This window comes from Amycolatopsis australiensis (genome assembly GCF_900119165.1).
Taxonomy (GTDB): Bacteria; Actinomycetota; Actinomycetes; order Mycobacteriales; family Pseudonocardiaceae; genus Amycolatopsis; species Amycolatopsis australiensis.
In genome coordinates this window covers 1,146,821-1,169,314 of record NZ_FPJG01000006.1, presented here as the reverse complement: position 1 = coordinate 1,169,314, position 22,494 = coordinate 1,146,821, and the positions used below count along the sequence as shown (strand labels likewise).

The following is a 22,494-nucleotide window of genomic DNA, read 5'->3' as shown; positions in this document are numbered from 1 at the left end:
CAAAGCTAGAGAAACCTAGTTTTCCCGACGCAGCATGCGGCTGACGCCGGCCGCGACGGTGGTCGCCAGGATCCAGCCGGACGCCGTGAAGCCCGCCGCCACCCAGTTGTCCGCGCCGTGCATGTACCAGCGGCCCTTGTTGCCGAAGTCGACGATCGGCACGAGCAGGTCCGCCGTGTAGATGACCGGGTTCCACTGCAGGCCGGTGTCCTGCTGGTTGACCACGCACCGCGGGCCGTTCGCGATGATCTGGTGCGCCTGGTCCGTCACCGGCAGGTGCACGCAGTCGTCCGAGCCGAGGCCGAACCACAGGCTGCCCAGCACCAGCAGCGTGAGCAGCCAGCCGAGCGCGCGCACCGGGCGGTAGCCGTAGCCGACCATCGACCGCTGCAGCCAGCTCCACAGCCGGACGCCCGGGCCGAAGAACTTGAAGCCGCGAGCCAGCGCTTCGTACCGGAACTGCTGCTTGCGCAGCGCCACCGTCGAGGCGTGCTCCTCGTTCCCGGCCGCGCGGAGCATGTGGGCCAGCTGGTCGTACGGGCCCGGCCGGTAGCCGCGCATCGCCTTGCGCAGCAGCTCGATGCGGTGGTCGAGCGCCTTGTCGTCGTCGAGGCGGATGCCGTTCTTCAGCGCGTCGTAGCGGAAGTCCTCCAGCTCGATGCCCTCGGACGCCGCCCAGAACTCCTCGTTGTCGGTCAGCGTCCCGCAGTGCGCGCGGCGCAGCACGACCCGGCCGGACGGCGGCAGGTTCGGCGTCAGCGTGAACTCGTCCGCCGTGACGTCGCCGGCGTCGAGCGCGACCTTGAACGGCGGGAGCGAGCCCAGCTGCGAGCCACGCAGGTCGACGCGCCGGGCGACCTGGGCGCCGTCGAGGTTGACGCCGCCCTCGGCCACGAACGGGCGGCCGTTGTTGTCGCGCAGGGTCAGGTCGCGGCCGATCCGGCCGGTCCGGACGTCGAGGGAGAAACTGCTGGTCGCGCGCATGCCGGGCTCGGTCAGGCGCGTCCCGGCCAGATTGATCGAGCCACCGACCTCGACACCCTGCAGCCGCAGCGTGCCGTGGATCGTGGCGTCGGTGAGCTGGAAGTTCCCCGCGATCCGCGACCGGCGGGCGGAGAACACGTCCCGGCCCGGGTGGCGGAACATCGAGTTCCAGGCGAGGAAGTTGCCGCCGATGGTGACGTCGGCCAGGCGCAGCTGCCCGGTGGGCACCCGCAGGCTCGTCGCCTCGATGTCGCCGCCGATCTCGGTGCCGTCGAGGTGCAGCGCGCGGTCGTAGTACGGCTGCGACTTGCCGCGCACGACGCTGATTTCGGCGCCGGCCAGCCGCAGCGAGCCACCGATGCGGGCGTTGACCATGCGCAGGGTGCCGAGCGCCTGCAGGCCGTCCGACAGCTCGACGTTGCCGTCGACGCGCATCCGGTCGGCGACCAGCGCCGGCCGCGGGTCCAGGTACGGGTCGTTGGACTTCCACGCGTCGACGGCGATCGGCCCCTGCTGGGACACCGTCAGCTTCGCCTCGCGCAGCACGATGTCGCTGTCCACCGTCGCGCTCGGCAGGTACATGATCCCGGTGGCGGAGAAGCGCTTGCGCTGGCTGGCCGGCCCGTAGTTGTCGACCTCGCACAGCAGGCTGCCGCCGATGTGCAGGCCGTTGCCGTTGAGCGCGAAGCCGTCCGGGTTGTTCAGCGTGGCGCCGGAGAAGTTGACGTTACCGCCGGTCCGCAGGCCGGGGAGCCGGACCTCGCCGTTGGCGACCATCCGGTAGGCCAGCAACGCGCCGGTCAGCACGAGCCGGTCGGCCTGGATCGCCTTGCCGTGCGGGTGCGAGATGACGGTGCGGGTCAGCACCATCGACCCCTCGATCACGGCGTCGGTGAGGTTGACCGCGGCGTTCGGCATCCCGCGTTCGCGGTCGTCACCGCGCTGGACGGTGGTCTCCTCGATCTCCCGGTCGGCGCCGTCGACCTGCACGACACTGCGGATCAGCCGGACGTCGTTGCGGCTGCGCATGTTGCGGGCCTTGAGCCCGGGCAGCCAGCACTTCCGGAAGACCAGCCCGAGCAGGTTCGCCTCACGCACGTCCGGCGGGTGCTCGAACCGGCAGCGCTCGAACCGGAACAGGTACTTCAGGTCCGCGGCGCGCAGGTCGAGCGTGCCGGTGATGTAGGCGTCCTCGACGTAGACGATCGGGGCGTTCGTGGCCGTCCGCCGCCAGCGCAGCAGCCCGCCGTTACCCGGTTTCAGCAGGTCGGAGGCCTTGACCTCGTAGCGGCGGTCGGGGATCCCGGCGAACGGGTCGAGCGGGGGCAACGCGCTTTCGGTCGTCAAAACGCCGCCCCCCTCCCTCACCCGCCTTCAAAGTAGCGAATCCGGACGGTTTCCGTCACGCGTTCGGGTTCAGCACCCGGGCGAGGAACGACTTCGTCCGCTCCTCCCGCGGGTTCCCGATGACCTGGTCGGGCGGGCCCTCTTCGACGACGACCCCGCCGTCCATGAACAGGACCTTGTCCGCCACCTCGCGCGCGAACTGCATCTCGTGCGTGACGACGACCATGGTCATGCCGTCCTTGGCCAGCTGCTTCATCACGCCGAGGACGTCGCCGACGAGCTCCGGGTCCAGCGCGGACGTCGGCTCGTCGAACAGCATCAGCTTCGGCTGCATCGCCAGCGCTCGCGCGATGGCGACGCGCTGCTGCTGCCCGCCGGACAGCTGCGCGGGGTAGTTCTTCGCCTTGTCGGCGAGCCCGACGCGCTCCAGCAGCTCCAATGCCCGCTGCCGGACCTGGGCCTTCGGCTCGCGCCGGACCTGGATCGGCGCCTCCATGATGTTTTCGAGCGCCGTCATGTGCGGGAAGAGGTTGAAGCGCTGGAACACCATGCCGATGTCCTTGCGCTGGAACGCGACCTCCTTCTCGCGCAGCTCGTGCAGCTTGTCGCCATGCTGCTTGTAGCCGACGAGCACACCGTCGACGTAGAGCCGCCCGGCGTCGATCTTCTCGAGGTGGTTGATGCAGCGAAGCAGCGTCGACTTGCCCGAGCCGGACGGCCCGATCAGGCAGAGCACCTCGCGCTCGTGCACCTCGAGGTCGATGCCCTTGAGGACGTCGAGGTTGCCGAAGCTCTTCCAGATCCGCTGCGCGGACACCACGGGGGTCATGTGACGTTCCCTCCACCCCGGCTGAACATCCGCGCCGCCCAGCCCTGGCGCTGGACCGCGTTCCGCGAGGTCCCGCGTGCGAAGCGCTTTTCGATCTGGATCTGCACCAGCGTCAGCACCGACGTCATGAACAGGTACCAGGCGGCCGCCACGATGAGCAGCGGGACCGTCTTGTAGTTCTGCGAGTAGATGGTCTGCGCCGCGACCATCAGCTCGTAGTACCCGATGGCCACGACCAGCGACGTCGTCTTCAGCATGGAGATCGTCTCGTTGCCGGTCGGCGGGATGATCACCCGCATCGCCTGCGGCAGGATGATCCGCCGCAGGGTCTTCGTCCGGCTCATGCCGAGCGCGCTCGCCGCTTCCAGCTGGCCGGAGTCGACCGACTGGATGCCGCCGCGCACGATCTCGGCCATGTACGCGGCTTCGTTGAGGCCGAGACCGAGCAGCGACGCGCTGAACTGCGTGATCAGCTGGTTGGTGTCCCAGCTGACGAACTCCGGCCCGAACGGGATGCCCAGGCCGAGGCGCGGGTAGGCCAGCGCCAGGAAGTTCCAGATCACCAGCTGCGTGATCAGCGGCGTGCCGCGGAACAGCCAGATGTAGATGCCGGCCGCACCCGAGGTCAACGGGTTGGGCGACAGCCGCATCACGGCCAGCAGGATCCCGCCGACGATCCCGATGAGCATCGAAATCACGGTCAGGATCAGGGTGTTCTGCAGGCCGCGCAGAACCCGGTCGTCGAACAGGTAGTCGCCGACGACCGGCCACTGCAGTGCGTCGTTCGTGATCACGCTGCGCAGGACGATGAAGGCGAGGAAGAGGATGACCACCCCGGCCACCCAGCGCCCGTAGTGGCGCACCGGGACGGCCTTGATGGGCTCGGCTTCGGCCGGCGCCTCGGCTGGAGGCGCTTCGGAGGAACTCACGAACCAGTCCTAACTCGGCGGCCTCAGGAGGCCGGGTTGATCTCCGACTTGGTGACCGCGCCCACGGCGTTCAGACCCCACTTGTCCAGGATCTTCTTGTACGCGCCGCTGTCGATCAGCTTCTGGATCGCGCCCTGGACGGCCTTGGCGTAGTCCCCGCTGTTCTTCGGCAGCACGATGCCGTACGGCGCCGTGTCGTACGGCGCGCCGACCGACTCGAGCTGGCCGTTGGTCTGCTTGACCGCGTAGTCGATGACCGGGGAGTCGGCCAGCTCGCCCTGCACGCGCTTGGCGGTGAGGGCCAGGTTGACGTCGGTCTGGGCCTGCAGCTGGGTGACCTCGATGGCGGGCTTGCCGGCGCCGGTGCAGGCGGCGTTCTTCTTGTCGAGGTCCTCGACCTGCGTGGTGCCCTTCTGGACGGCGATCTTCTTGCCGCACAGGTCGTCGACCTTGAGGCCGTCGGGGTTGCCCTTCAGCACGGCCAGCGAGGTGCCCGCGCTGTAGTAGGAGATCATGTCGACCGACTTGAGCCGGTCGGCGTTGATACTGAAGGACGAAATGCCCATTTCGTACTTCTTGGCGTCGATGCCCGGGATGATGCCGTCGAACGAGGAGTTCTGGAACTCCATCTGCACGCCGAGCACCTGGCCGACCGCGGTGCCGAGGTCGACGTCGAAGCCGGTGGCCTTGCCGCCGTCCTGGAACTCGTTGGGCGGGTAGCTCTGGTCCTGGCCGACCAGGATCTTGCCGTCGGCCTTCACGTCGGCGGGCACCAGCGCGGCGAGCGCGTCGTCCTTCGCGACCGTGCCCACGTCACCCGATCCGGCGCCGGGAGCCGCGGAGTTGCTCCCGGTGACGCCGCCCGCGCCGCTTCCCCCCGCGCCACAGGCCACGGTCAGGCCGACCAGGGCAAACGCAGGCAGCAGGGCAAGCGCCTTGAGTTGGGTTGCTCGGGCCACGTCGTCACTCCTCGTAGTTCTCAGGTTCTGAGAGCACGCATATTGCCACTCATCCATACCAAAGCCCAGCACTGTCTAGTTACGGCGACGTTTCACACCCCGTCGACGCTGTCCGGAGCCCGGCCGGCGTCGCCGGGTGGCGCACCGGGCCGGTGCGCCACCCGGCGGGCGATCAGCCGCGGGCGTGGGCGTCCAGGATGTGCGCGACGGCCTCCGTGACCTGCTGCGCGTAGTCCAGGTGCAGCCACTCGTCCGGCACGTGGATGTTCGAGTCGGCCCCGCAGGCGCCGGTGACCAGGAACTGCGCTTCGGGGTACTTCCGCGACAGCAGGCCCATGAACGGGATCGACCCACCCATGCCGGTCGCGCGGTGCGGGCGGCCGAACACCTCGTCGCTGACCCGGCGCAGCGCCGCGGTCAGCCACGGCGACTCCGTCGGCGCGTTCCAGCCGTTCTCCGCCTGCGGCGAGCCGAGCGTGACCTTCGCGCCGTACGGAACGTCCGTGGTCAGCGCCTGCTTCACGGCTTCGAGCGCCTTCTCGGCGTCGGCCGTCGGCGGCAGCCGGAAGCTCAGCGTCAGCGTGGTGCTCTGGCGCAGGACGTTGCCGGCGTCGGCGGGCTTCGGGAAGCCGTCGGCGCCGATCACCGACAGCGTCGGGCGCCACGTGTTGTTGAGCGCCAGCTCCAGCGCGTCCTCGGTGATCACGCGGCCGCCTTCGACCAGCGGGAACGCCGTCACCAGCGCGTCGGGGAAGTCCTGCGCGACGGCCTTGAGCTCCGCGAGCCGGTTCGCCGGGACGTCGACCTTGAGCTCGTCGAGCAGCAGTTCGCCGGTCGCGCTGTCCTCGATCCGCTCGAGCAGGTGCCGCAGGATCCGGAACGAGCTGGCGACGACGCCGGAAGCCACGCCGGAGTGCTGCGCCGAGCCCAGCAGCTGCACGGTGACGTCGAGGTGCAGCATCCCGCGCAGGCTCGTGACCAGCCACAACCGCTCGTAGTCGCTGCCGCCGGCGTCGAGGCAGACCACCAGCGACACCTCGCCGATGCGGTCGGCCAGGTGCTCGACGTAGGCGGGCAGGTCCGGGCTGCCGGACTCCTCGCCGGTCTCCAGGAGCAGCACGATGCGGGCGTGCTCGCCGCCGGCCGCGTGGACGGCCTCGATCGCCGTCGTCGCCGCGTAGCCGGAGTAGCCGTCGTCGACCGACCCGCGGCCGTACAGCCTGCCGTCGCGGATCACCGGCGTCCACGGGCCGAGCCCCTCGGACCAGCCGCCGACCGGGGGCTGCTTGTCGAGGTGGCCGTACATCAGGACGGTGCCCTTGTCCGCCGCGCCCGGGGTCGCCGGGACGTCGACGAGCAGCAGGGGAGTGCGGCCCTCGAGCTGGACGGCTTCGAGCGTCGCGCCGGGCAGGTCACGCCCGGCGATCCACGCGCGGACGTGCTCGACGGCGGCGGCGAGGTGCCCGGTGTCCGCCCAGCCGGCGTCGAAGGCCGGGGACAGGGCCGGGATCGCCACCAGTCCGGACAGGCTCGGGACGACGTCGTCGGTCCACGACGACACGACGGATTCACGAACGGATTTCTGCTCCACGAGGCCCATCGTGCCACGCACGTCCCGGCGTGCGGCACGTCACAACGGCGCCGCCCGCCCGGGTAATCACGCGCACGCGTGGCCGCGTGCGCGCGGCCACGCCTGGTGAGCGCTCGGACCGAAGCCCTACTCTCGTAGGTCCGATGCTAGGGCTTCCAAGCGTTTTCCCTGTTCAGGCCCCATTTCTCAGCAACAAATCAGCATCCGTGACTCACCAAGACGCGGACCTTCGTGCCAGGATGTCGGCGTGAACCGTCAACGCCGACGGTGACCGAGCGCTTCGGACCCGATGCGCTGGTCCCCGCCGGTGCAGTCGCTGTGGTCGCCACAAGCGGCCGCCAGAGGCACCGACACCAAGGAGTACAGCGCATGCCGTCCGAACAGTGGACGCACCCGGAGCCTGGAGACGGCCCGGCCGCGGTCGCGGCCCAGCCCTCCCCCGAACAGGTGATCGCCGGATTGCGAGCAACCAGCGAAGGTGGCGCTGAGCTGACTCAGCTGCTCACCCCCGAAGGCGAACGGGTCCCCTCGCCCCAGTTCGACAAGTACGTCGAGGACATCGACGCCGAAGCCCTGCGCGGCCTGTACCGCGACATGGTGCTGGTGCGGCGGGCCGACCGCGAAGCGAACGCCATGCAGCGCCAGGGTCAGCTGGGCATCTGGGTCCCGCTGCTCGGCCAGGAGGCCGCGCAGATCGGCTCCGGCCGCGCGCTCAAGCCGAACGACATGGCGTTCCCCAGCTACCGCGAGCACGGCGTCGCGTACGCGCGCGGAGTTGACATGAAGGACCTGCTGGGCATCTTCCGGTGCACCGACCACAGCGGCTGGGACTACCAGCGCCACGGCTTCCACCCGTACACCATCGTGATCGGCAACCAGGTGCTCAACGCCGCCGGCTACGCGATGGGCCAGAAATTCGAGGGCAAGGTCGGCGACGACGACGGTGAAGCGACCATCGTCTACTTCGGAGACGGCGCGACCTCGCAGGGTGACGTCCACGAAGGATTCGTCTGGGCCGCCGTCTACGACGCGCCGCTGGTGTTCTTCTGCCAGAACAACCAGTGGGCGATCTCCGAGCCGACCGAGCGCCAGTCGCGCCTGCCGCTGTACCAGCGCGCCCGCGGCTACGGCTTCCCCGGCATCCGCGTCGACGGCAACGACGTCCTGGCCTGCCTGGCGGTGTCGCGCTGGGCGCTCGACGAGTGCCGCCACGGCAACGGCCCGGTCCTGATCGAGGCGTTCACCTACCGGATGGACGCGCACACGACCACCGACGACCCCACCCGCTACCGGCTCTCCGACGAGCTGGAGGAGTGGAAGCTCAAGGACCCGATCGAGCGCGTCCGGGCCTACCTGGCCCGCAATGGTCACGCCGACCAGGCGTTCTTCGACAGCGTCCAGGCCGAAGCCGACAGCTTCGCCGCGGACCTGCGCGAGTACACGTTCAACATGCCGGAGCCGCCGCCCGAGAGGATCTTCAGCAACGTCTACGCCGAGGGCAACCCGGTGCTCGAGGCGCAGCGCGAAGAGTTCCTGTCCTACCTCGACGGCTTCGTATCGGCGGGTGAGCACTGATGAGCGACCTCCAGAAACTCACCATCGGCAAGGCGCTCAACCTCGGCCTGCGCCGGGCGATGGAAGAGGACCCCAAGGTCCTGATCATGGGTGAGGACGTCGGCAAGCTCGGCGGCGTCTTCCGGATCACCGACGGCCTGCAGAAGGACTTCGGCGAGCAGCGCGTGCTGGACACGCCGCTGGCGGAGTCGGGCATCATCGGCACCGCGGTCGGCCTGGCCGTGCGCGGGTTCCGGCCGGTGTGCGAGATCCAGTTCGAGGGCTTCATCTTCCCTGGCTTCGACCAGATCTCCTCGCAGCTGGCGAAGCTGCACTACCGGACGCAGGGCAAGATCAAGATGCCGGTCGTGATCCGGGTGCCGTTCGGCGGCGGGATCGGCGCGGTCGAGCACCACTCGGAGTCGCCGGAATCGCTGTTCGCGCACATCCCCGGCCTCAAGGTCGTGTCCATTTCGAACGCCGTCGACGCCTACTGGGGCATTCAGCAGGCGATCAAGTCGGACGACCCGGTCCTGTTCTTCGAGCCGAAGCGGCTGTACCACTCGGGGGCGCTGCGCGCGGAGATCGACGTGGCCGGCACGCCGGCGCAGGTGTTCTCCTCGCAGGTGGTCCGCGAAGGCACGACCGCGACGATCGTCGCGTACGGCCCGTCGGTGAAGGTGGCCCTCGACGCGGCCGCCGCGGGCGAGGGCGAAGGCCACTCGCTCGAGGTCATCGACCTGCGCACGCTTTCGCCGCTGGACTTGGGCCCGGTGTTCGAGTCGGTGCGCAAGACGGGACGGCTGATCGCGCTGTCGGAGGCGCCGTCCGAGTCGTCGCTGACGTCGGAGATCGCCGCGCGCGTCCAGCAGGAGTGCTTCTACTCGCTGGAGGCGCCCGTCCTCCGGGTGACCGGGTTCGACACGCCGTACCCGCCGGCCAAGCTCGAGGAGCACTACCTCCCCGACCTCGACCGGGTACTGCACGCCGTCGACCGCTCGCTCGCCTGGTAAGGGGGATCTCCGCGCAATGCCTACGTACAAACAGTTCCCCCTGGCCGACACGGCCGAGGGGCTGACCGAAGCCGACATCCTCACCTGGCACGTGAAGCCGGGTGACAAGGTGACGGTCAACCAGATCGTGGTCGAGATCGAGACCGCGAAGGCGGCCGTCGAGCTGCCGATCCCGTGGGCCGGGGTGGTCACGGAGCTGCACGTCGAGCCGGGGCAGACGGTGGAGGTCGGCACGCCGATCCTCACCATCGACGTCGACCCCGACGGCGCCGCGGCTCCGGCTCCCGCGCCCGCCGCTCCCGCCGCCGCTGCTCCGGCGGAGGAAGAGGAGATGAAGCCGCTGGTCGGCTACGGCTCCAAGACCGTGGTCACGCAACGGCGGGCCCGCAAGGGCGCTGCTCCCGCTCCGGCCGCCGCAGTCGCCGCTCCTCCGGCGCCTGCTCCCGCTGCACCGCGTGGTGGGTACGTCCCGCTGGCGAAGCCGCCGGTGCGGAAGCTGGCGAAGGACCTCGGCGTCGACCTGCACGCGCTGGCCGGCAGCGCCGAGGGTGGCGTGATCACCCGGGAGGACGTCGAGCGCGCCGCCAACGGGACTCCGGTCGCCGCACCCACTGTGGACAATGGAACCCGTGAGCGGCGCGTGCCGATCAAGGGCGTCCGGAAGGCGACCGCGGCGGCGATGGTGCAGAGCGCGTACACCGCTCCGCACGTCACGGAGTTCCTGACCATCGACGTCACGCCGATGATGGAGTTCCGCGAGAAGCTGAAGAAGTCACGCGAGTTCGCCGGGGTGAAGGTCACGCCGCTGACGTTCGCGGCGAAGGCCGTGTGCCTGGCGGTGAAGCGCACTCCGGACGTCAACGCGGTGTGGGACGAGGAAGCGCAGGAGATCGTCTACAAGGACTACGTCCACCTCGGGATCGCCGCGGCCACGCCGCGCGGGCTGATCGTGCCGAAGGTCCGTGACGCCGACTCGATGTCGCTGAAGGAGCTGGCTCAGGCGCTGACGGCATTGACGGACACCGCCCGCGAAGGCAAGACGTCCCCGGCGGACATGGCGAACGGCACGATCACGATCACGAACGTGGGCGTGTTCGGCGTCGACACCGGCACGCCGATCATCAACCCGGGCGAGTCCGCGATCCTGTGCCTCGGCGCGATCAAGGACCAGCCGTGGGTGGTGGACGGCGAAATCAAGGTTCGCAAGGTGCTCCAGCTGTCGCTGAGCTTCGACCACCGCGTGGTCGACGGCCAGCAGGGCTCGGAGTTCCTGGCCGACGTCGGCGCCCTGCTGGCCGACCCGGCCATGGCCATGACGTACTGAGTTTCCACTTGAGGGCCGCTTCCGGGCGGCCCTCAAGTTTACTCGCTTGACGGAGTGAGCACTCACTCCGCACACTGGACGTCATGACACCAGCATCCGAAACCCGGCGAAGAGCGCCGGGCATGAGCGTCGAACAGCGGCGCGCCATGATCGTGCACGCGGTGCTGCCACTCCTGATGGAACACGGCGCCAACGTCACGACCAGCCAGATCGCCCGTGCCGCCGGCATCGGCGAGGGCACCATCTTCCGCGCGTTCAAGGACAAGGACGAGCTGTTCGACGCCTGTACCGCCGAGGCGTTGCGGCCCGACCACGTGCTCGACGCCATCGCCGAAATCCCCGTCGACCAGCCGCTCGAAGACCGGCTGGTCGAGGCCGCCGAAGCGCTCGGCGCGCACCTCGAGCGGATGGGTGCGCTGATGGGCGCCCTGCACGCGTCCGGGCGGCACAAGCACCGCGACCCCGAGCAACGGCTCAAGGACCAGCGCGGCACCTGGAAGGGCGGGCGCCGCGAGTCGATGGCCGCCATGCGCGGGGCGATCGAGGAGCTGTTCGTCCCGGACAAGGACCGCCTGCGGCTGCCGCCCGAGCAGCTGGCGTCGCTGTTCCTGACGCTGCTGTTCGGCGGCCGGCGGCTCGCGCCGGACGTCGACGCGCCCACCACGCGCCAGGTGGTCGACGTCTTCCTGCACGGCGCCGTGGGGGCCCCGTGATCCCGGGCGGTGGGGGCGGCATGGAGTTCATGCTGGCCCGGCGCGGCCGGCGGCGGCACGCCGTCACGGTGCCGGAGAGCGGGCTCACCGGCCCGGTCGACATTCCCGAGCCGAAGCAGGACGACCAGCCGAAAGACCTGCGCTCTCGGCTGAAGCGCGCGAAGACGTCCGTGGCGGGCACGGTCCGGGGCCTGCCGAAGGTCGTGAAGCTGACGTGGCAGGCCAGCCCGGTCCTGACGATCCTGCTGGCGCTGATCACACTGCTCTCGGGGCTCCTGCCGACCGTGACCGCGTACGTCGCGAAGCTGCTTCTCGACTCCGTCGTCGCGGCGATCCAGCATCGCGGCACGACGGGCGACATCGTCAACGTCGCGTTGTTCCAGTTCGGCGTGCTCGCCGCGACCGCGATCAGCAGCGCGCTGACGTCGATCGCGCAGTCGCTGCTGCAGGAGCGCATGACGCTGACCATCCGCCACCAGGTGATGGCCCACGCCAGCGAGCTGCACCTGGCCTACTTCGAGGGCTCGACGTCCTACGACATGCTGCGCCAGGCCGCGCAGGAGGCGCCGACGCGGCCGCTGTCCATGATGAACTCCGCGCTGGGGCTCGTGCGGACGCTCATCACGTTCGGCAGCATGGTCGCGCTGCTCGTGGCGATCAGCCCGGTGCTGGCGCTGGTCGCGCTGCTGGCGCCGATCCCGGCGTTCATCTCGCAGTCCAAGTACGGCTCGCGCGCGTTCTGGCTGACGTTCCTGATGTCGCCGATCAAGCGGCGGATGGACTACCTGTCCTCTTTGGTCACGACGGACACGTACGCCAAGGAGACGAAGCTGTTCGGGCTCGGCCCGTACTTCGTCGACCGGTTCCGCCGGCTCGGCCTGGTGTCGTACGAGCGGCAGCGGAAGCTGACGATCAACCGCAACATCAGCTCGACGGCGTGGGGACTGCTGAGCACGTTCGCGGGCTCGGCGATCGCGCTGTACATCGCGCTGGAGGCGGTCGGCGGGCGGCTCACGCTCGGCGACCTGGCGCTGTACACGGCCGCGGCGGCGTCCGTGCAGACGTCGGTGTCCGGGCTGTTCACGGCCTTTTCGGGGATGTACGAGAACAACCTGTACCTCGACACGCTGTACCGGTTCCTGGACACGAAGCCGGAGATCACGGCGCCGCCGTCCCCGCGCCCTTTCCCATCCACGGTCGAGGGACACATCGAGTTCGACTCGGTGACGTTCACCTATCCGGGTGCCGACGAGCCGGCGCTCGACAACGTCAGCTTCGAGATCCGGCCCGGCGAGACGGTGGCGGTGGTGGGCCGCAACGGCGCGGGCAAGTCGACGCTGTTCAAGCTGCTCTGCCGGCTCTACGACCCGACCGGCGGCCGCATCCGCCTCGACGGCGTCGACATCCGCGAGTACGACCCGGTCGAGCTGCGCACGCGGATCAGCGCGATGTTCCAGGACTACGTGACCTACCAGGGCACGGCGGCGGAGAACATCGGCCTCGGCGACCTCGCGCGGCTGGAGGACCGCCCGCACATCGAGGACTCGGCGCGCCGGGCGGGCGCGGACGAGCGGATCGAGCGGCTGCCGCAGGGGTACGACAGCCCGCTCGGCCGCTGGTTCGACCAGGGCGTCAGCCTGTCGGGCGGCGAGTGGCAGAAGATCGCGCTGGCCAGGGCGTTCCAGCGCGAGGCGCCGATCCTGATCCTGGACGAGCCGACCTCGGCACTGGACGCGCAGGCGGAGCACGACCTGTTCGCGCGGCTGCGGCAGCTGTCCGAAGGCCGCACGACGCTCTACATCTCGCACCGGTTCTCAACGGTGCGGCAGGCAGAGCGGATCCTGTTGCTGGACCACGGAAAGGTCGCCGAGTACGGCACGCACGAGGAACTGATGGCGGCTAAGGCGGGCTACGCCGAGCTGTTCACCCTCCAGGCGCGCGCGTACCTGGACGAAGTGCCGAGCTGAGCAGCACCCTCGCGGCTCTCGACGCGCGCGTGCGCGGCGGCGACGTCGGCGAGGGGCAGATCCGGTCGATGGGAGGTGAGCGTGCCGTCCGCGACGAGGCGGAGCGCCTCGGCGCGGGCGGCCACGACGTCCTTCGCTTAGGCGTCCATCCCGCGGAAGTCGATGACCGTAAGCCCGCGCCCCGCGAGATCGGCGACGAGTAGACCGAGGAGCTCGCCGCTGAGCAGGCCGTACGCGAGGATCCGCCCGCGCGGCGCGAGCTTCGCGGTCAACTCGGCGGCGCGCGGGGCGCGGGCTCACGGTCCACCGACGCCGGCCGGAACCGTCGGGCGATCCTGCGCGCGACGGAGAACTGCTGTCAACCCAAGACCTTTCCCAGGTGTCAGTAGACCGCGTCGCGGCGGCGGCGGGCATCGGCACCTGGCGTGGCACGCGCACGTCGCGGGCTTGATCGCGTCGACGTCACCGGGTCGGACGCCGATCTGATCGTGCAACTACTGCTAGGCTTCGTGCACAGCGACCTGGTGCTGCGGGTCTTGAAGACGGGGGAGACCGACCGGCTGACTACGGGCCTGCAGTCGATGATTTCGACGTTGCTGCGCTGAGGCCGGGAGCAAATCGGGCAGGTCGTTCGTTGCGAGGGTATGGCTGTCGCGTTCCTGCTGTACGTCATCGCCGAGATCGCCGCGATCTGGGCGGTGGGTTCAGCCGTCGGCGTGCTCGGCACGCTGGGTCTCCTGCTGGCCGGCGCGTTCTTCGGCTCATGGCTGGCCCGCCGCGAGGGCGGCAAGGCGATGAGGGCGTTCATGTCCGCGGCCCGATCAGGGCGTCCGGCGGACAAGGAACTGACCGACGGGATGCTGGTTGCGCTAGGCGGTGTGTTGATCTTGATACCGGGCTTCGTCAGCGACATCGTGGGGTTGTTGCTGATGCTTCCGTCGTCACGAGCGGTGGCGCGCCGGCGGTGGTTGAAGCGGGCAGTGCGGTTCGCCAACCGCCGGCGGGGGCCGGCGATGGTAGTGGACAGTGAAGTCGTGGCGCCGGAGGAGCCGCGGCGGCAGCAGTCGACCGTGATCGAGGGCCGAATCATCGAGGGCTGACACGGCAACTCGCGGGTCCGCGCCAGAATGCCTGCATGAAGCCGCTTGAGACGACGCCGCAGACTCGCAGCCGGATGAGCCGCCAGAAGTCACGGAACACGCAGGTGGAGGTCGCACTGCGCAAGGCGCTCCACGCAGCCGGTCTGCGCTACCGAGTCCACCGGCGCCCAGTGAAGGACGTGCGACGCGAGGCGGACATCGTCTTCGTCGGCGCCAAGGTCGCCGTCTTCGTCGACGGCTGCTTCTGGCACGGGTGCCCCGAGCACGCAACCTGGCCGAAGAACAACGCCCAGTTCTGGCGGGACAAGATCGAGGGCAACCGACACCGCGACACGGAAACCGACGCCCGGCTGACCGACGCCGGCTGGCTCGCCGTTCGTGTCTGGGAGCACGAGGCAGTCGATGTCGCCGCCGACCGCGTGCGCGAAGCGGTGACTATGCGACTGAAGCGCAAGTAGCCCGGACCAGAGGTCACGGTCACCCACTTCCGGCCAACCACAATACATCGAAATTTGACGGTACTTCCTAAGTCAAAATAAGCCTGATAGTGTGACCGCCTGCTGCTGTGTCACGCTAGCAGAACGTTGGCCTCGGAAGGAGCAATCGGGATGAGCCCACAACAAGGGGAGCTCTTCGGGGCTTGGCTGGCGCGACAGCTGCGCCGCGCTGAAATGACCCAAGCGCAGCTCGCCGAGCAGATCCCGATCACCCGTGCCGCGGTCTCCGCGTGGATCAACGGCCGTGCGGAGCCTCGACCGGAGACGCAGCGGAGGATCGCGGATATTCTCGGCACGGACTCCGCGTCGATCTACAACCGAAAGGACGTGACCTCGGACTCGCCTCTCCGGTGGCACCACCGGGCCGCGCACCCCGACGGCGGTCGGGAATACGGGAACCCGGCCGCGTTCGCCTTCGACGCCGATCTGTCGATGCTGGCTCGCGAGGCAACCCAGAACTCGCTCGACGAGCGGTACGACCACACCAAGCCCGTCCGCGTGCGCTACACCCTTCACGAGATTACGGGGGAAAAGCTCGATGCGTTCTTGGACGCGGTCCACTGGCCTGCGCTCCGTAAGCACTATGCCCAGGCGGCCGCCGCCGAGCAGAAGGTCTCGCGGAGCCTGCAGGCCGCCCTGGAAGACCTCGACAAGAACAAGTCCTTGGTCCTACTGAAGATCGATGACTACAACGCCTCCGGCCTCACGGGGGACGAATATGACGACGGTCGTTTCGCCGCGGTGGTCCGGCGGCAGCTCGACAGCCACAAGGAATCCGGTAAACGAGCAGGTGGTTCGTACGGACTCGGCAAGGTCACGTTGTGGGCCGCGAGCCGCTTCTCGCTCGTCCTGATCAACTCGACCCTGTCCGTACCCCACGAAGGGCACGTCGAACGCCGGGTCATCGGACGCCTCGACCTGCCGTGGCGCGAGGTGGACGGCGAGGCGTACGCCGGCCCCGCATGGTACGGGCAGGCCGATACCGAGCCGGGCCGCAAGGACGTCTCCCGGTCGTGGTGGGCCGACGAGAAGACGGTCGGCGACCTGTATCTGGAACGACTCACGGACGAGCCCGGCACCTCGTTCCTCATCGTCGGGGCGCACGACGCCTCGGGCGGCACCGAGTCGCTGCAAGACATGCACGAAAAGCTCGTGAAGTCGCTTGCCGACAGCTTCTGGGCGGCGATGATCGGTGGCCGGGACGCTGGACCGCTGCTGGAGGCGAGCGTCGTCACGATGCGAAACGGTCGGGTCCTCATCGAGGAGGAGCGCGTCGACCCACGCAGGACGCACACCGCGCTGAGCCGTGCTTTCCAGGCGTACCTGGACGGCGAGACGGTCGACGAGTTGACGTCGAGCACGCAGGTTGCCCGCGCTGACGTGCGACTCGTCGTCCCACCCCGGCGAGTTGCAACCGGAGCACGAAAGAAGGTAGCCGAGCACAACGCCGTGCTGCTCGTCACGCCCGCGGAGGACAGCGACAATCAGGTCAACCTCGTCGTTTACATGCGCGGCAACCGGCAGACGATCATGGCGAAGCGGCCGCGCGAGCTGCCCCTCGGGGCAACTCGATTCCACGCCGTGCTCCTCGCCGGGTATGCGACCGGTCGCGAAGGCGACGACGTCGAGCTGGCCGAGCAGTTCCTCAGGGCGTCCGAACCGCCCGAGCACGATCGTTGGGACCATAGCGAAGAGCTGACGTCGACGTACGCGCCAGGTGCGTTCCGCAGGCTCCGGGAGTTCCGCGCCGAGATCGACGCGGCAGTCCGACAACTGGTTGGACGACGCGTCGCCCAGCGAGGCGAAGGGCCTGCAGCGCTCCGCGAGCTGCTGAAGCTGGACGGATTCGGGTCGGCCGCCGGTCGCCGGACCCAAGGGTTCCCGACCGTGCGCAACGTGAGAGCGCACGTCGACGACACCGGTGCCTGGATCGTCTCGGTCGACCTGAAGCTTCCGGAAGCCGACGACCCGTGGCTGCTCACCCCGGTCGCCAAGTTCGACGTGCGGTCCGGCGGGCGTCCGGCGGTCGCCTGGAAGGAACTCGTCGCCGCCGAAAACTGTCGCCGGGAGAACGACAACCTGTTCATCGAAGCCGGTGTGCGATCCGCGAGCTTTTCGGGTGTCACTGATCCTTCGACCCACCCGGTCTCGAGCAACCTCGCCCGCCTGATCATCGACGTCCAGAAAGCCCGTGGAGGTGCCGCGTGAAGCCGGTGTTCCCGTACCCGACCCTCTTCGGTGCGGTTGACCTCGAGGTCGTGTCCGTCTCCATGGACGGCCGTGACCTTCCCTACGCCCGGATATCCAAGGCAGAGCGCACGGTCGCGTTGCATCAGGCCGGCCGCGCCGAATGGGACGTTGCCCGCATCCAGTTGAAGGCCGTGCTCCCCGACCAGGAGCTCGAGGACGGCCCCTGGTCCGAAGTCACCTGCTTGGCCACCCTGTCGGAAAGCGCTACCAACGCGCGGAGCAGCGCCCGACTGGCCCGCGGTCGAGACGGGCACTGGCACGGGACGATCGAACTCGTCCACGACCGACACACCGATCGGGCGACGCTCGCGCTGGCGGTCGTCGGCGAGGTCGACGGCGTGCCGAGCCGACTCATCGGTGCGACCGACAACAACTGGTACGTCGACCTGAAGTCCGCAGCCCCTCGCCGCCAACGCGAGATCCGCATCAGGGAAGTCGACTTCCGCGAGGGACCCGAGGAGTGGTTGCGGCCGTTCAAGGATTCGCTGTGGATCGTCGAGACCGCGGGCGACGTTCCAACCGTCTACTTGAACACAACGGGCGTCGAGGGACTGCTCGAGATCATCAACGGCACCGGCGGCTCTCCGATGGAAAAGCTGCTCCGCGAAATGACGTCGAGCCAGATCGCCCAGGACGCGTGGACAGCCATGTTCAACTCGGCCATCAGCGAACTCGACCTCGACGAAGACCGAACCCCGATCATGCCCGGCGGCTGGCGTGAGCCTGTTCTCCGCATGATGCTGCCGGACGTGCTGCCCGGCAGGCAGCTGACCGACGCCCTGTTCGATATCAACGACCGGAGGGCAAGTGGTTCCGGCTGGCCGGAACTGCAGACCAGCATTCACTACGCGGCGGCCAAGCGCAGCCAAGTCACCAAGAAGCTGACTGCGGCGGTCCGAAGCGTCCATCAAAACGAAAGCGGTGACGCCTGATGAGCCCGACCGCCGTCGATTTTCCGGACGTCCTGGGTCTCCTGTCGGACGCGGCCGTGACGAAGCACCTCAGCCGGAGTATTCAATCAGGCCAGGAGATCCCGCCCCGGGCAGCACTTAGTCGAGCGGCTGTCATGCTGCCGGAGAACGAGACCCGGTGGTCCGTCGGGCCCGTCCGCGCGCTGGTCGACGAAGCCATGAAACGCTTCGAAGACAGCCGGGCACGAGCCGACGCCTGGCTGGCACCGCGGCTGCACGCGACGCTGCGTATGACCCGGGCGGAGGCGGCCGACAGTCGACTGTGGAACTACCTCGCGATGCTCGTGGCTCCGGACTACGTCGTGTGGCGGCACGGGACGAGCGGGCTCACCCGCGCGGCGCGGTTCAGCGGATCGCACTTCCTGCAGGCGTTCGCTCGCCTGTGGTGGGCTGCGGAACTGTTCCGAGACGGAGCGGACTACCAACCGGTGACGAGCGCTTTCGCCTACCAGGACGTGGTGAACAGCGTGATGCGACTGGACGTGATCGACCACCGTCCCACGGCGGCGGCGATCATCCGCATCGTCGAGCGCCTCGCCTCCGAACAGGTCAAGAACGCCTCGGACCAGATCAACGCCCTGTCGAGGGCGGTCAACACAGCGGGCAGCACGCTGATCTTCGACGTCTTGGCGCCGGACGAGCCGGCGGACAACGACGCTCTACGTGACTGGATCGCGGACTCGGAACACGTACCTGAGGTGCCGTGGGACCGCCTCCCCGACGGCCCGGCCGACGGCACTGTCGCCCGGGATTCCGTCGACGCACTGGTGTCACTGTTCGAAGTGCTGCTCGCGGAAGCTCCCCGCCGAGACCGGTCAAAGAAGGCGAACGACGATTCGGCAGAAGTTTCAACCACAGCGCACTGAACCTATCAAGCACGAGGGGATCGAAATGCCGAACACGCAGTTTGATTCGAACAGCCATTCCCGGCCTCGGAACCGTCTCACATCGCTCGAGGTGTGCGCTGGCGCAGGTGGCCTCGCACTCGGCCTGGAACAAGCGGGCTTCGACCCCGTGGTCCTCATCGAGGAGCGCGCGGAGCCCTGCAACACCTTGCGGCTCAACCGACCTGCCTGGGACGTACGGCAGATGGACCTCCGCGATTTCGACCCGGCGGATGACAAGCGCGTCTACGACGTCGATCTGCTGTCGGCGGGCCTGCCGCGGGTGAAGGCGTCCGCGGCGAACAACCGCCGCCGAGGAGACGAACTGGAACTGGAACTCCTCCAAGCGACGGTGTTGTTGGTGCTGGGCGTGCAGCCGCGAGCACTTCTGATCGAGAACATGCCGGAACTGGTGACCAGCGACAAGTTCATCGCAGCGCGGAAGGAGGCCGAGAAGGAACTCGACAACCTCGGCTACGTTTGGCAGTGGCTTGTCGTCAACGCGTCCAACTACGGCGTGCCGCAGGAGCGCAGACATGGTGTGTTAGTCGCGTTCAAAAACGGCGCACCAGACTGCTTCGAGGCACCGCCTCAGAGCCGGCCGCCGTTGTCGGTAGGGGAACTGTTGCGGGAGTCCATGGCATCACGAGGTTGGCCCCGAGCAGAGGAGTGGGCAAGGATGGCCGACTGCCTGGCGCCGACCTTGGTTGGCGGCTCGTGGAACCGCGGTGGACCGGACTTGGGACCTTCGGGCTCGAAGAAACGGTGGGCGAAGATGGGTGTGAACGGTCGCACCGTTGCCGACTTGCCGCCAGGGCCGGACTTTGATTGGCGGCCCGAACTGGGCGAGGCGGGCGGAGTTCCCCTGACCGTCGCGCAGGCAGCCACCCTCCAAGGCTTTCCGGCAGACTGGCAGTTTTCGGGCACCAAGACCCATCAGTACCGTCAAGTGGGCAACGCCACACCACCGCCGGTGGGACGAGCGCTTGGGTTGGCGATCCGACGGGTCCTGGAAGGCCGCTGACCGCGCCTACGTCGGATGGCCGACCACACGATATAAGCTCCCCGCATGCTCGCCGAACAGTCCGTTGCTTCCCCGCCGGGGCCCATCCACATGGTGGATCTCTTCGCAGGCCCCGGCGGGCTGGACGTCGCCGCGCACTGGCTGGGCCTAGTCGTGGACGGGATCGAGTGGGACGACAACGCCTGTGCCACTCGCGCCAGGGCAGGATTGCGGACCCACCACGCCGACGTCCGGGCGCACAAGCCCGCAGACTTCGAGAAAGCCACTGTCCTCGCAGGCGGTCCGCCCTGTCAGACCTACACGGTGGCAGGCAGTGGAGCTGGGCGCCGCGCGCTGGAGCAGGTGCTCGGGTTCGTCAAACGCATGGCGGCGGGCGAAGACGTCAAAAAGAGCCTGGACGGACTCGACGACGAGCGGACGGGGTTGGTTCTGGAGCCACTCAGGTGGGCGTTGGAGGCGGTGAAGGACGGGCGCCCCTATGACGCGATCGTGTTGGAGCAGGTTCCTGCGGTACTGCCCGTGTGGCATGCCGTCGGTGAGGCGCTGGCAAGCGTCGGCTACAAGTCGGCCTGCGGAATCCTCCACACCGAGATGTTCGGCGTGCCTCAGACGCGGCGTCGAGCCATCCTGATCGCCCGGCGAGACCGCAAGCCAAGCTTGCCGACGCCGACACACCAGCTGTACCGCAAGGGCCGTCCTGCGGACGCGGGAGACTTGGCCCTGTTGCCATGGGAAACCATGGGAAAGGCAGTTTCCCGGGGGGTTCCCTACGTGGTTATCTCCAACTACGGCACCGGCGGCGACCCCAAAGCTCGCGGCCGACGCACCTCGGACGAACCTGCCGCGACCGTAACCGGCAAAGTCTCGCGAAACCGGCTGGTCACGCACGACGAGCGCGAATTGCCGAGGTTCAGCCTGCCCGAGGCAGGCCGGCTGCAGACTTTTCCGATTGACTACCCGTGGGCCGGTGGTGACATATCCCAGCAGATCGGCAATGCCATCCCCCCTCGACTGGCCGCACACGTTCTTGCCGCGGCGCTGGGGATGAAGCTGGACCGGCAGGCGCTGGACAAGGCCGTGAACGACAAGTGGGAAGTCACCAAGTCGAGTAAGCCACTCGCCGTAAAACAAGAGACGACTCAAAGCGCCGACGCCCTCCCCCAGCACCTCGCTTCGAACAGCTAGTCCACTGTCGGCTTGGGGATGTCGAAGTAGCTTGAGAACCTCACCGCCGGGGCGTACTCGCCCTTCACCTTCACCCGGCCCGTTACGAACATTGCCGCTACCGCTGCATTGCCCGTTGCGATCCGGATGAAGTCGTCCACTGACAGGGTGATCGTTGTGTCCGGGGTGCGGGTCAGCTCCGGGCTTGACACGCACACTCCGTCCTCTATCACCGTCTGGAAACGGTCGTAGCCGTCCTCTCCCGACCCCTCCGAAAAGCGCCATGAGACCACGAAGCTCACGTGGCGGGCTCGTTCCGACAGGAAATGCTCCGACATTCTGCGGAATATCTCGTCCAGGAACACCGCGCGCAGTTCCGGGTGGTCCGCGATGGCCTTCAGGTGGTCTCGGGAACAGCGGTTCACCACGTTCACCAGCACGTCCGTCGCCAGGGAGCTCAGTTCTATGCCCGCTCCCGCTTCGCCCAGCATGTGGAGGGTTTCCAGGACCTGGACGAACTGCTCGGGCGTCAGGTTGCCGATGACCAGCTTCTCGGCGAACGCGTTCACCACGTGTCCGCCGCGGATGCCGCGGGTCCGGGAAAGGCGCCACCTCGCTTTTCTGGGCACAGCGGCGGACTATACGGGGTGCGGGAGGTCGAAGAAACCGATCAACCCGGCCGCGAAGGCCAGATCGCCCTTGACCTTGATCCGGCCCGTGACGAACAACACCGCCGGCGTTGCCTGGTGGGTGATCAGGCGGAAGAAGTCCGGCGGGGCGATCGTGATCGTGACGCGGGGACGTTCGCGCATCTCGCGGCTCACCGTGCACGAACCGTGCGAAATCACCGTCTCGTAGCGGTCGTAGCCTCCCTCACCCACTCCGCCCGACAGGCGCCAGTGGACCACTGCGTGCACGTCTCGGGCCCGCTCGGGGCGGATGTGGGCACCCATGCGGGCGAAGATCTCCTCCAGCACGCGCTCGCGCAGCGTCCGGTCCGCGACCACGCTCTCCAGCTGCGCGCGCGACGCCGAGGCCACCAGTGACGCGAACCGGGCGGGGTCGACCTTGCTCAGGTCGAACGCCGGGGCGCGGGAAGCCAGCGCGCACAGCGCGTCCAGGAACCGGCGGAAGTCGTCCTTGCCCAGCCCGCGTGGATCGACCGCCTCCGCGAGCGTGTTCACGTCGAGCGCGTGCGCTTCCGGGCTCAGCGGGTCGAGCCGCTCCAGCGCGTCCAGCAGCGCCGCCCCACGGAGGCCCGCGACCTGATCGGCGCTGGTCATCCCGGCGTTGTCGGCCATCGTCACTCCTCTGCGGTTACTCACGCGTAAGGCTACCCGTGAGTAGGTAGGCGGGCAAGCGTGCCGAAATCACCCAGCCGGGTCGGCTCCCGG

At 68.5% G+C, this 22,494-nt stretch carries 20 protein-coding genes; 13 read left to right on the top strand and 7 right to left on the bottom strand.

What is annotated here, in order from left to right:
* Window positions 1-15 precede the first annotated feature (15 nt).
* The 5 genes from BT341_RS06775 to BT341_RS06755 all read right to left on the bottom strand — a co-directional run bounded on the left by BT341_RS06775 (window position 16) and on the right by BT341_RS06755 (window position 6,639).
* Entirely contained in the window at window positions 16-2,331 is a 2,316-nt protein-coding gene (locus BT341_RS06775; RefSeq protein ID WP_072475455.1) for an oxidoreductase, read from the bottom strand.
* Window positions 2,332-2,386: 55 nt separating this feature from the next.
* Entirely contained in the window at window positions 2,387-3,160 is a 774-nt protein-coding gene (locus BT341_RS06770) for an amino acid ABC transporter ATP-binding protein (protein WP_072475454.1), read from the bottom strand.
* Window positions 3,157-4,089 carry an amino acid ABC transporter permease gene (locus BT341_RS06765; RefSeq protein ID WP_072475453.1) on the bottom strand — a complete coding sequence of 311 codons (933 nt, stop codon included), beginning with the start codon at window positions 4,087-4,089 and terminating at the stop codon, window positions 3,157-3,159. Before BT341_RS06765 ends, BT341_RS06770 begins: the two co-directional genes overlap by 4 nt.
* Before the next feature lie 23 nt (window positions 4,090-4,112).
* Window positions 4,113-5,048, bottom strand: coding sequence for an ABC transporter substrate-binding protein (locus tag BT341_RS06760; RefSeq protein ID WP_177328753.1), 936 nt, complete (start codon window positions 5,046-5,048; stop codon window positions 4,113-4,115).
* Between the two features lie 172 nt (window positions 5,049-5,220).
* A complete protein-coding gene (locus BT341_RS06755) occupies window positions 5,221-6,639 on the bottom strand; it encodes a M20/M25/M40 family metallo-hydrolase (RefSeq protein WP_072481814.1) in 1,419 nt (472 codons plus the stop codon).
* Window positions 6,640-7,008: 369 nt separating this feature from the next.
* Between BT341_RS06755 and pdhA the strand changes: the two genes are divergently transcribed.
* The 13 genes from pdhA to BT341_RS06690 all read left to right on the top strand — a co-directional run bounded on the left by pdhA (window position 7,009) and on the right by BT341_RS06690 (window position 21,121).
* Entirely contained in the window at window positions 7,009-8,214 is a 1,206-nt protein-coding gene (gene pdhA, locus BT341_RS06750; RefSeq protein ID WP_072475452.1) for a pyruvate dehydrogenase (acetyl-transferring) E1 component subunit alpha, read from the top strand.
* Complete coding sequence (locus BT341_RS06745; protein ID WP_072475451.1) at window positions 8,214-9,206, top strand: alpha-ketoacid dehydrogenase subunit beta; 993 nt, start codon at window positions 8,214-8,216, stop codon at window positions 9,204-9,206. The genes pdhA and BT341_RS06745 overlap by 1 nt, the downstream gene beginning before the upstream one ends.
* A gap of 16 nt (window positions 9,207-9,222) precedes the next feature.
* Complete coding sequence (locus tag BT341_RS06740) at window positions 9,223-10,530, top strand: dihydrolipoamide acetyltransferase family protein (protein ID WP_072475450.1); 1,308 nt, start codon at window positions 9,223-9,225, stop codon at window positions 10,528-10,530.
* Window positions 10,531-10,652: 122 nt separating this feature from the next.
* Window positions 10,653-11,243: a TetR/AcrR family transcriptional regulator gene (locus BT341_RS06735; protein WP_072475449.1), complete on the top strand. Its 591-nt coding sequence runs from the start codon at window positions 10,653-10,655 to the stop codon at window positions 11,241-11,243.
* A gap of 20 nt (window positions 11,244-11,263) precedes the next feature.
* Window positions 11,264-13,210: an ABC transporter ATP-binding protein gene (locus BT341_RS06730; protein ID WP_072475448.1), complete on the top strand. Its 1,947-nt coding sequence runs from the start codon at window positions 11,264-11,266 to the stop codon at window positions 13,208-13,210.
* Window positions 13,211-13,635: 425 nt separating this feature from the next.
* Window positions 13,636-13,815 carry a hypothetical protein gene (locus BT341_RS43440; protein WP_245804900.1) on the top strand — a complete coding sequence of 60 codons (180 nt, stop codon included), beginning with the start codon at window positions 13,636-13,638 and terminating at the stop codon, window positions 13,813-13,815.
* A 39-nt stretch (window positions 13,816-13,854) separates the two neighbouring features.
* A complete protein-coding gene (locus BT341_RS06720) occupies window positions 13,855-14,310 on the top strand; it encodes an FxsA family protein (protein WP_072475447.1) in 456 nt (151 codons plus the stop codon).
* 35 nt (window positions 14,311-14,345) lie between these two features.
* Window positions 14,346-14,768 (top strand): very short patch repair endonuclease, encoded by a 423-nt coding sequence (locus BT341_RS06715; protein ID WP_072475446.1) that lies wholly within the window; start codon window positions 14,346-14,348, stop codon window positions 14,766-14,768.
* 150 nt (window positions 14,769-14,918) lie between these two features.
* Complete coding sequence (locus BT341_RS06710) at window positions 14,919-17,015, top strand: helix-turn-helix transcriptional regulator (protein WP_072475445.1); 2,097 nt, start codon at window positions 14,919-14,921, stop codon at window positions 17,013-17,015.
* On the top strand, window positions 17,012-17,989 hold the full coding sequence (locus tag BT341_RS06705; RefSeq protein WP_072475444.1) for a hypothetical protein: 978 nt from the start codon (window positions 17,012-17,014) through the stop codon (window positions 17,987-17,989). The genes BT341_RS06710 and BT341_RS06705 overlap by 4 nt, the downstream gene beginning before the upstream one ends.
* Complete coding sequence (locus BT341_RS06700; protein ID WP_072475443.1) at window positions 17,989-18,894, top strand: DUF6339 family protein; 906 nt, start codon at window positions 17,989-17,991, stop codon at window positions 18,892-18,894. Before BT341_RS06705 ends, BT341_RS06700 begins: the two co-directional genes overlap by 1 nt.
* 25 nt (window positions 18,895-18,919) lie before the next feature.
* On the top strand, window positions 18,920-19,936 hold the full coding sequence (locus tag BT341_RS06695) for a DNA cytosine methyltransferase (RefSeq protein ID WP_072475442.1): 1,017 nt from the start codon (window positions 18,920-18,922) through the stop codon (window positions 19,934-19,936).
* Window positions 19,937-19,981: 45 nt separating this feature from the next.
* Entirely contained in the window at window positions 19,982-21,121 is a 1,140-nt protein-coding gene (locus BT341_RS06690; protein WP_072475441.1) for a DNA cytosine methyltransferase, read from the top strand.
* Here the strand turns inward: BT341_RS06690 and BT341_RS06685 are convergent.
* Together BT341_RS06685 and BT341_RS06680 are read right to left on the bottom strand one after the other, a co-directional pair.
* Window positions 21,118-21,669 (bottom strand): SCP2 sterol-binding domain-containing protein, encoded by a 552-nt coding sequence (locus tag BT341_RS06685; protein WP_072475440.1) that lies wholly within the window; start codon window positions 21,667-21,669, stop codon window positions 21,118-21,120. The genes BT341_RS06690 and BT341_RS06685 overlap by 4 nt on opposite strands.
* Window positions 21,670-21,738: 69 nt before the next feature.
* A complete protein-coding gene (locus BT341_RS06680) occupies window positions 21,739-22,401 on the bottom strand; it encodes an SCP2 sterol-binding domain-containing protein (protein WP_177328752.1) in 663 nt (220 codons plus the stop codon).
* Between the last annotated feature and the right edge of the window lie 93 nt (window positions 22,402-22,494).

Excerpts from the sequence above, each read along its gene's own strand:
- BT341_RS06730 (WP_072475448.1), top strand. The coding sequence starts at position 11,264 with ATGGAGTTCATGCTGGCCCGGCGCGGCCGGCGGCGGCACGCCGTCACG.
- BT341_RS06690 (WP_072475441.1), top strand. The coding sequence starts at position 19,982 with ATGCTCGCCGAACAGTCCGTTGCTTCCCCGCCGGGGCCCATCCACATG.
- BT341_RS06745 (WP_072475451.1), top strand. The coding sequence starts at position 8,214 with ATGAGCGACCTCCAGAAACTCACCATCGGCAAGGCGCTCAACCTCGGC.
- BT341_RS06770 (WP_072475454.1), bottom strand. The coding sequence starts at position 3,160 with ATGACCCCCGTGGTGTCCGCGCAGCGGATCTGGAAGAGCTTCGGCAAC.
- BT341_RS06720 (WP_072475447.1), top strand. The coding sequence starts at position 13,855 with ATGGCTGTCGCGTTCCTGCTGTACGTCATCGCCGAGATCGCCGCGATC.
- BT341_RS06740 (WP_072475450.1), top strand. The coding sequence starts at position 9,223 with ATGCCTACGTACAAACAGTTCCCCCTGGCCGACACGGCCGAGGGGCTG.
- pdhA (WP_072475452.1), top strand. The coding sequence starts at position 7,009 with ATGCCGTCCGAACAGTGGACGCACCCGGAGCCTGGAGACGGCCCGGCC.
- BT341_RS06735 (WP_072475449.1), top strand. The coding sequence starts at position 10,653 with ATGAGCGTCGAACAGCGGCGCGCCATGATCGTGCACGCGGTGCTGCCA.
- BT341_RS06680 (WP_177328752.1), bottom strand. The coding sequence starts at position 22,401 with ATGGCCGACAACGCCGGGATGACCAGCGCCGATCAGGTCGCGGGCCTC.
- BT341_RS06700 (WP_072475443.1), top strand. The coding sequence starts at position 17,989 with ATGAGCCCGACCGCCGTCGATTTTCCGGACGTCCTGGGTCTCCTGTCG.
- BT341_RS06695 (WP_072475442.1), top strand. The coding sequence starts at position 18,920 with ATGCCGAACACGCAGTTTGATTCGAACAGCCATTCCCGGCCTCGGAAC.
- BT341_RS06710 (WP_072475445.1), top strand. The coding sequence starts at position 14,919 with ATGAGCCCACAACAAGGGGAGCTCTTCGGGGCTTGGCTGGCGCGACAG.
- BT341_RS06715 (WP_072475446.1), top strand. The coding sequence starts at position 14,346 with ATGAAGCCGCTTGAGACGACGCCGCAGACTCGCAGCCGGATGAGCCGC.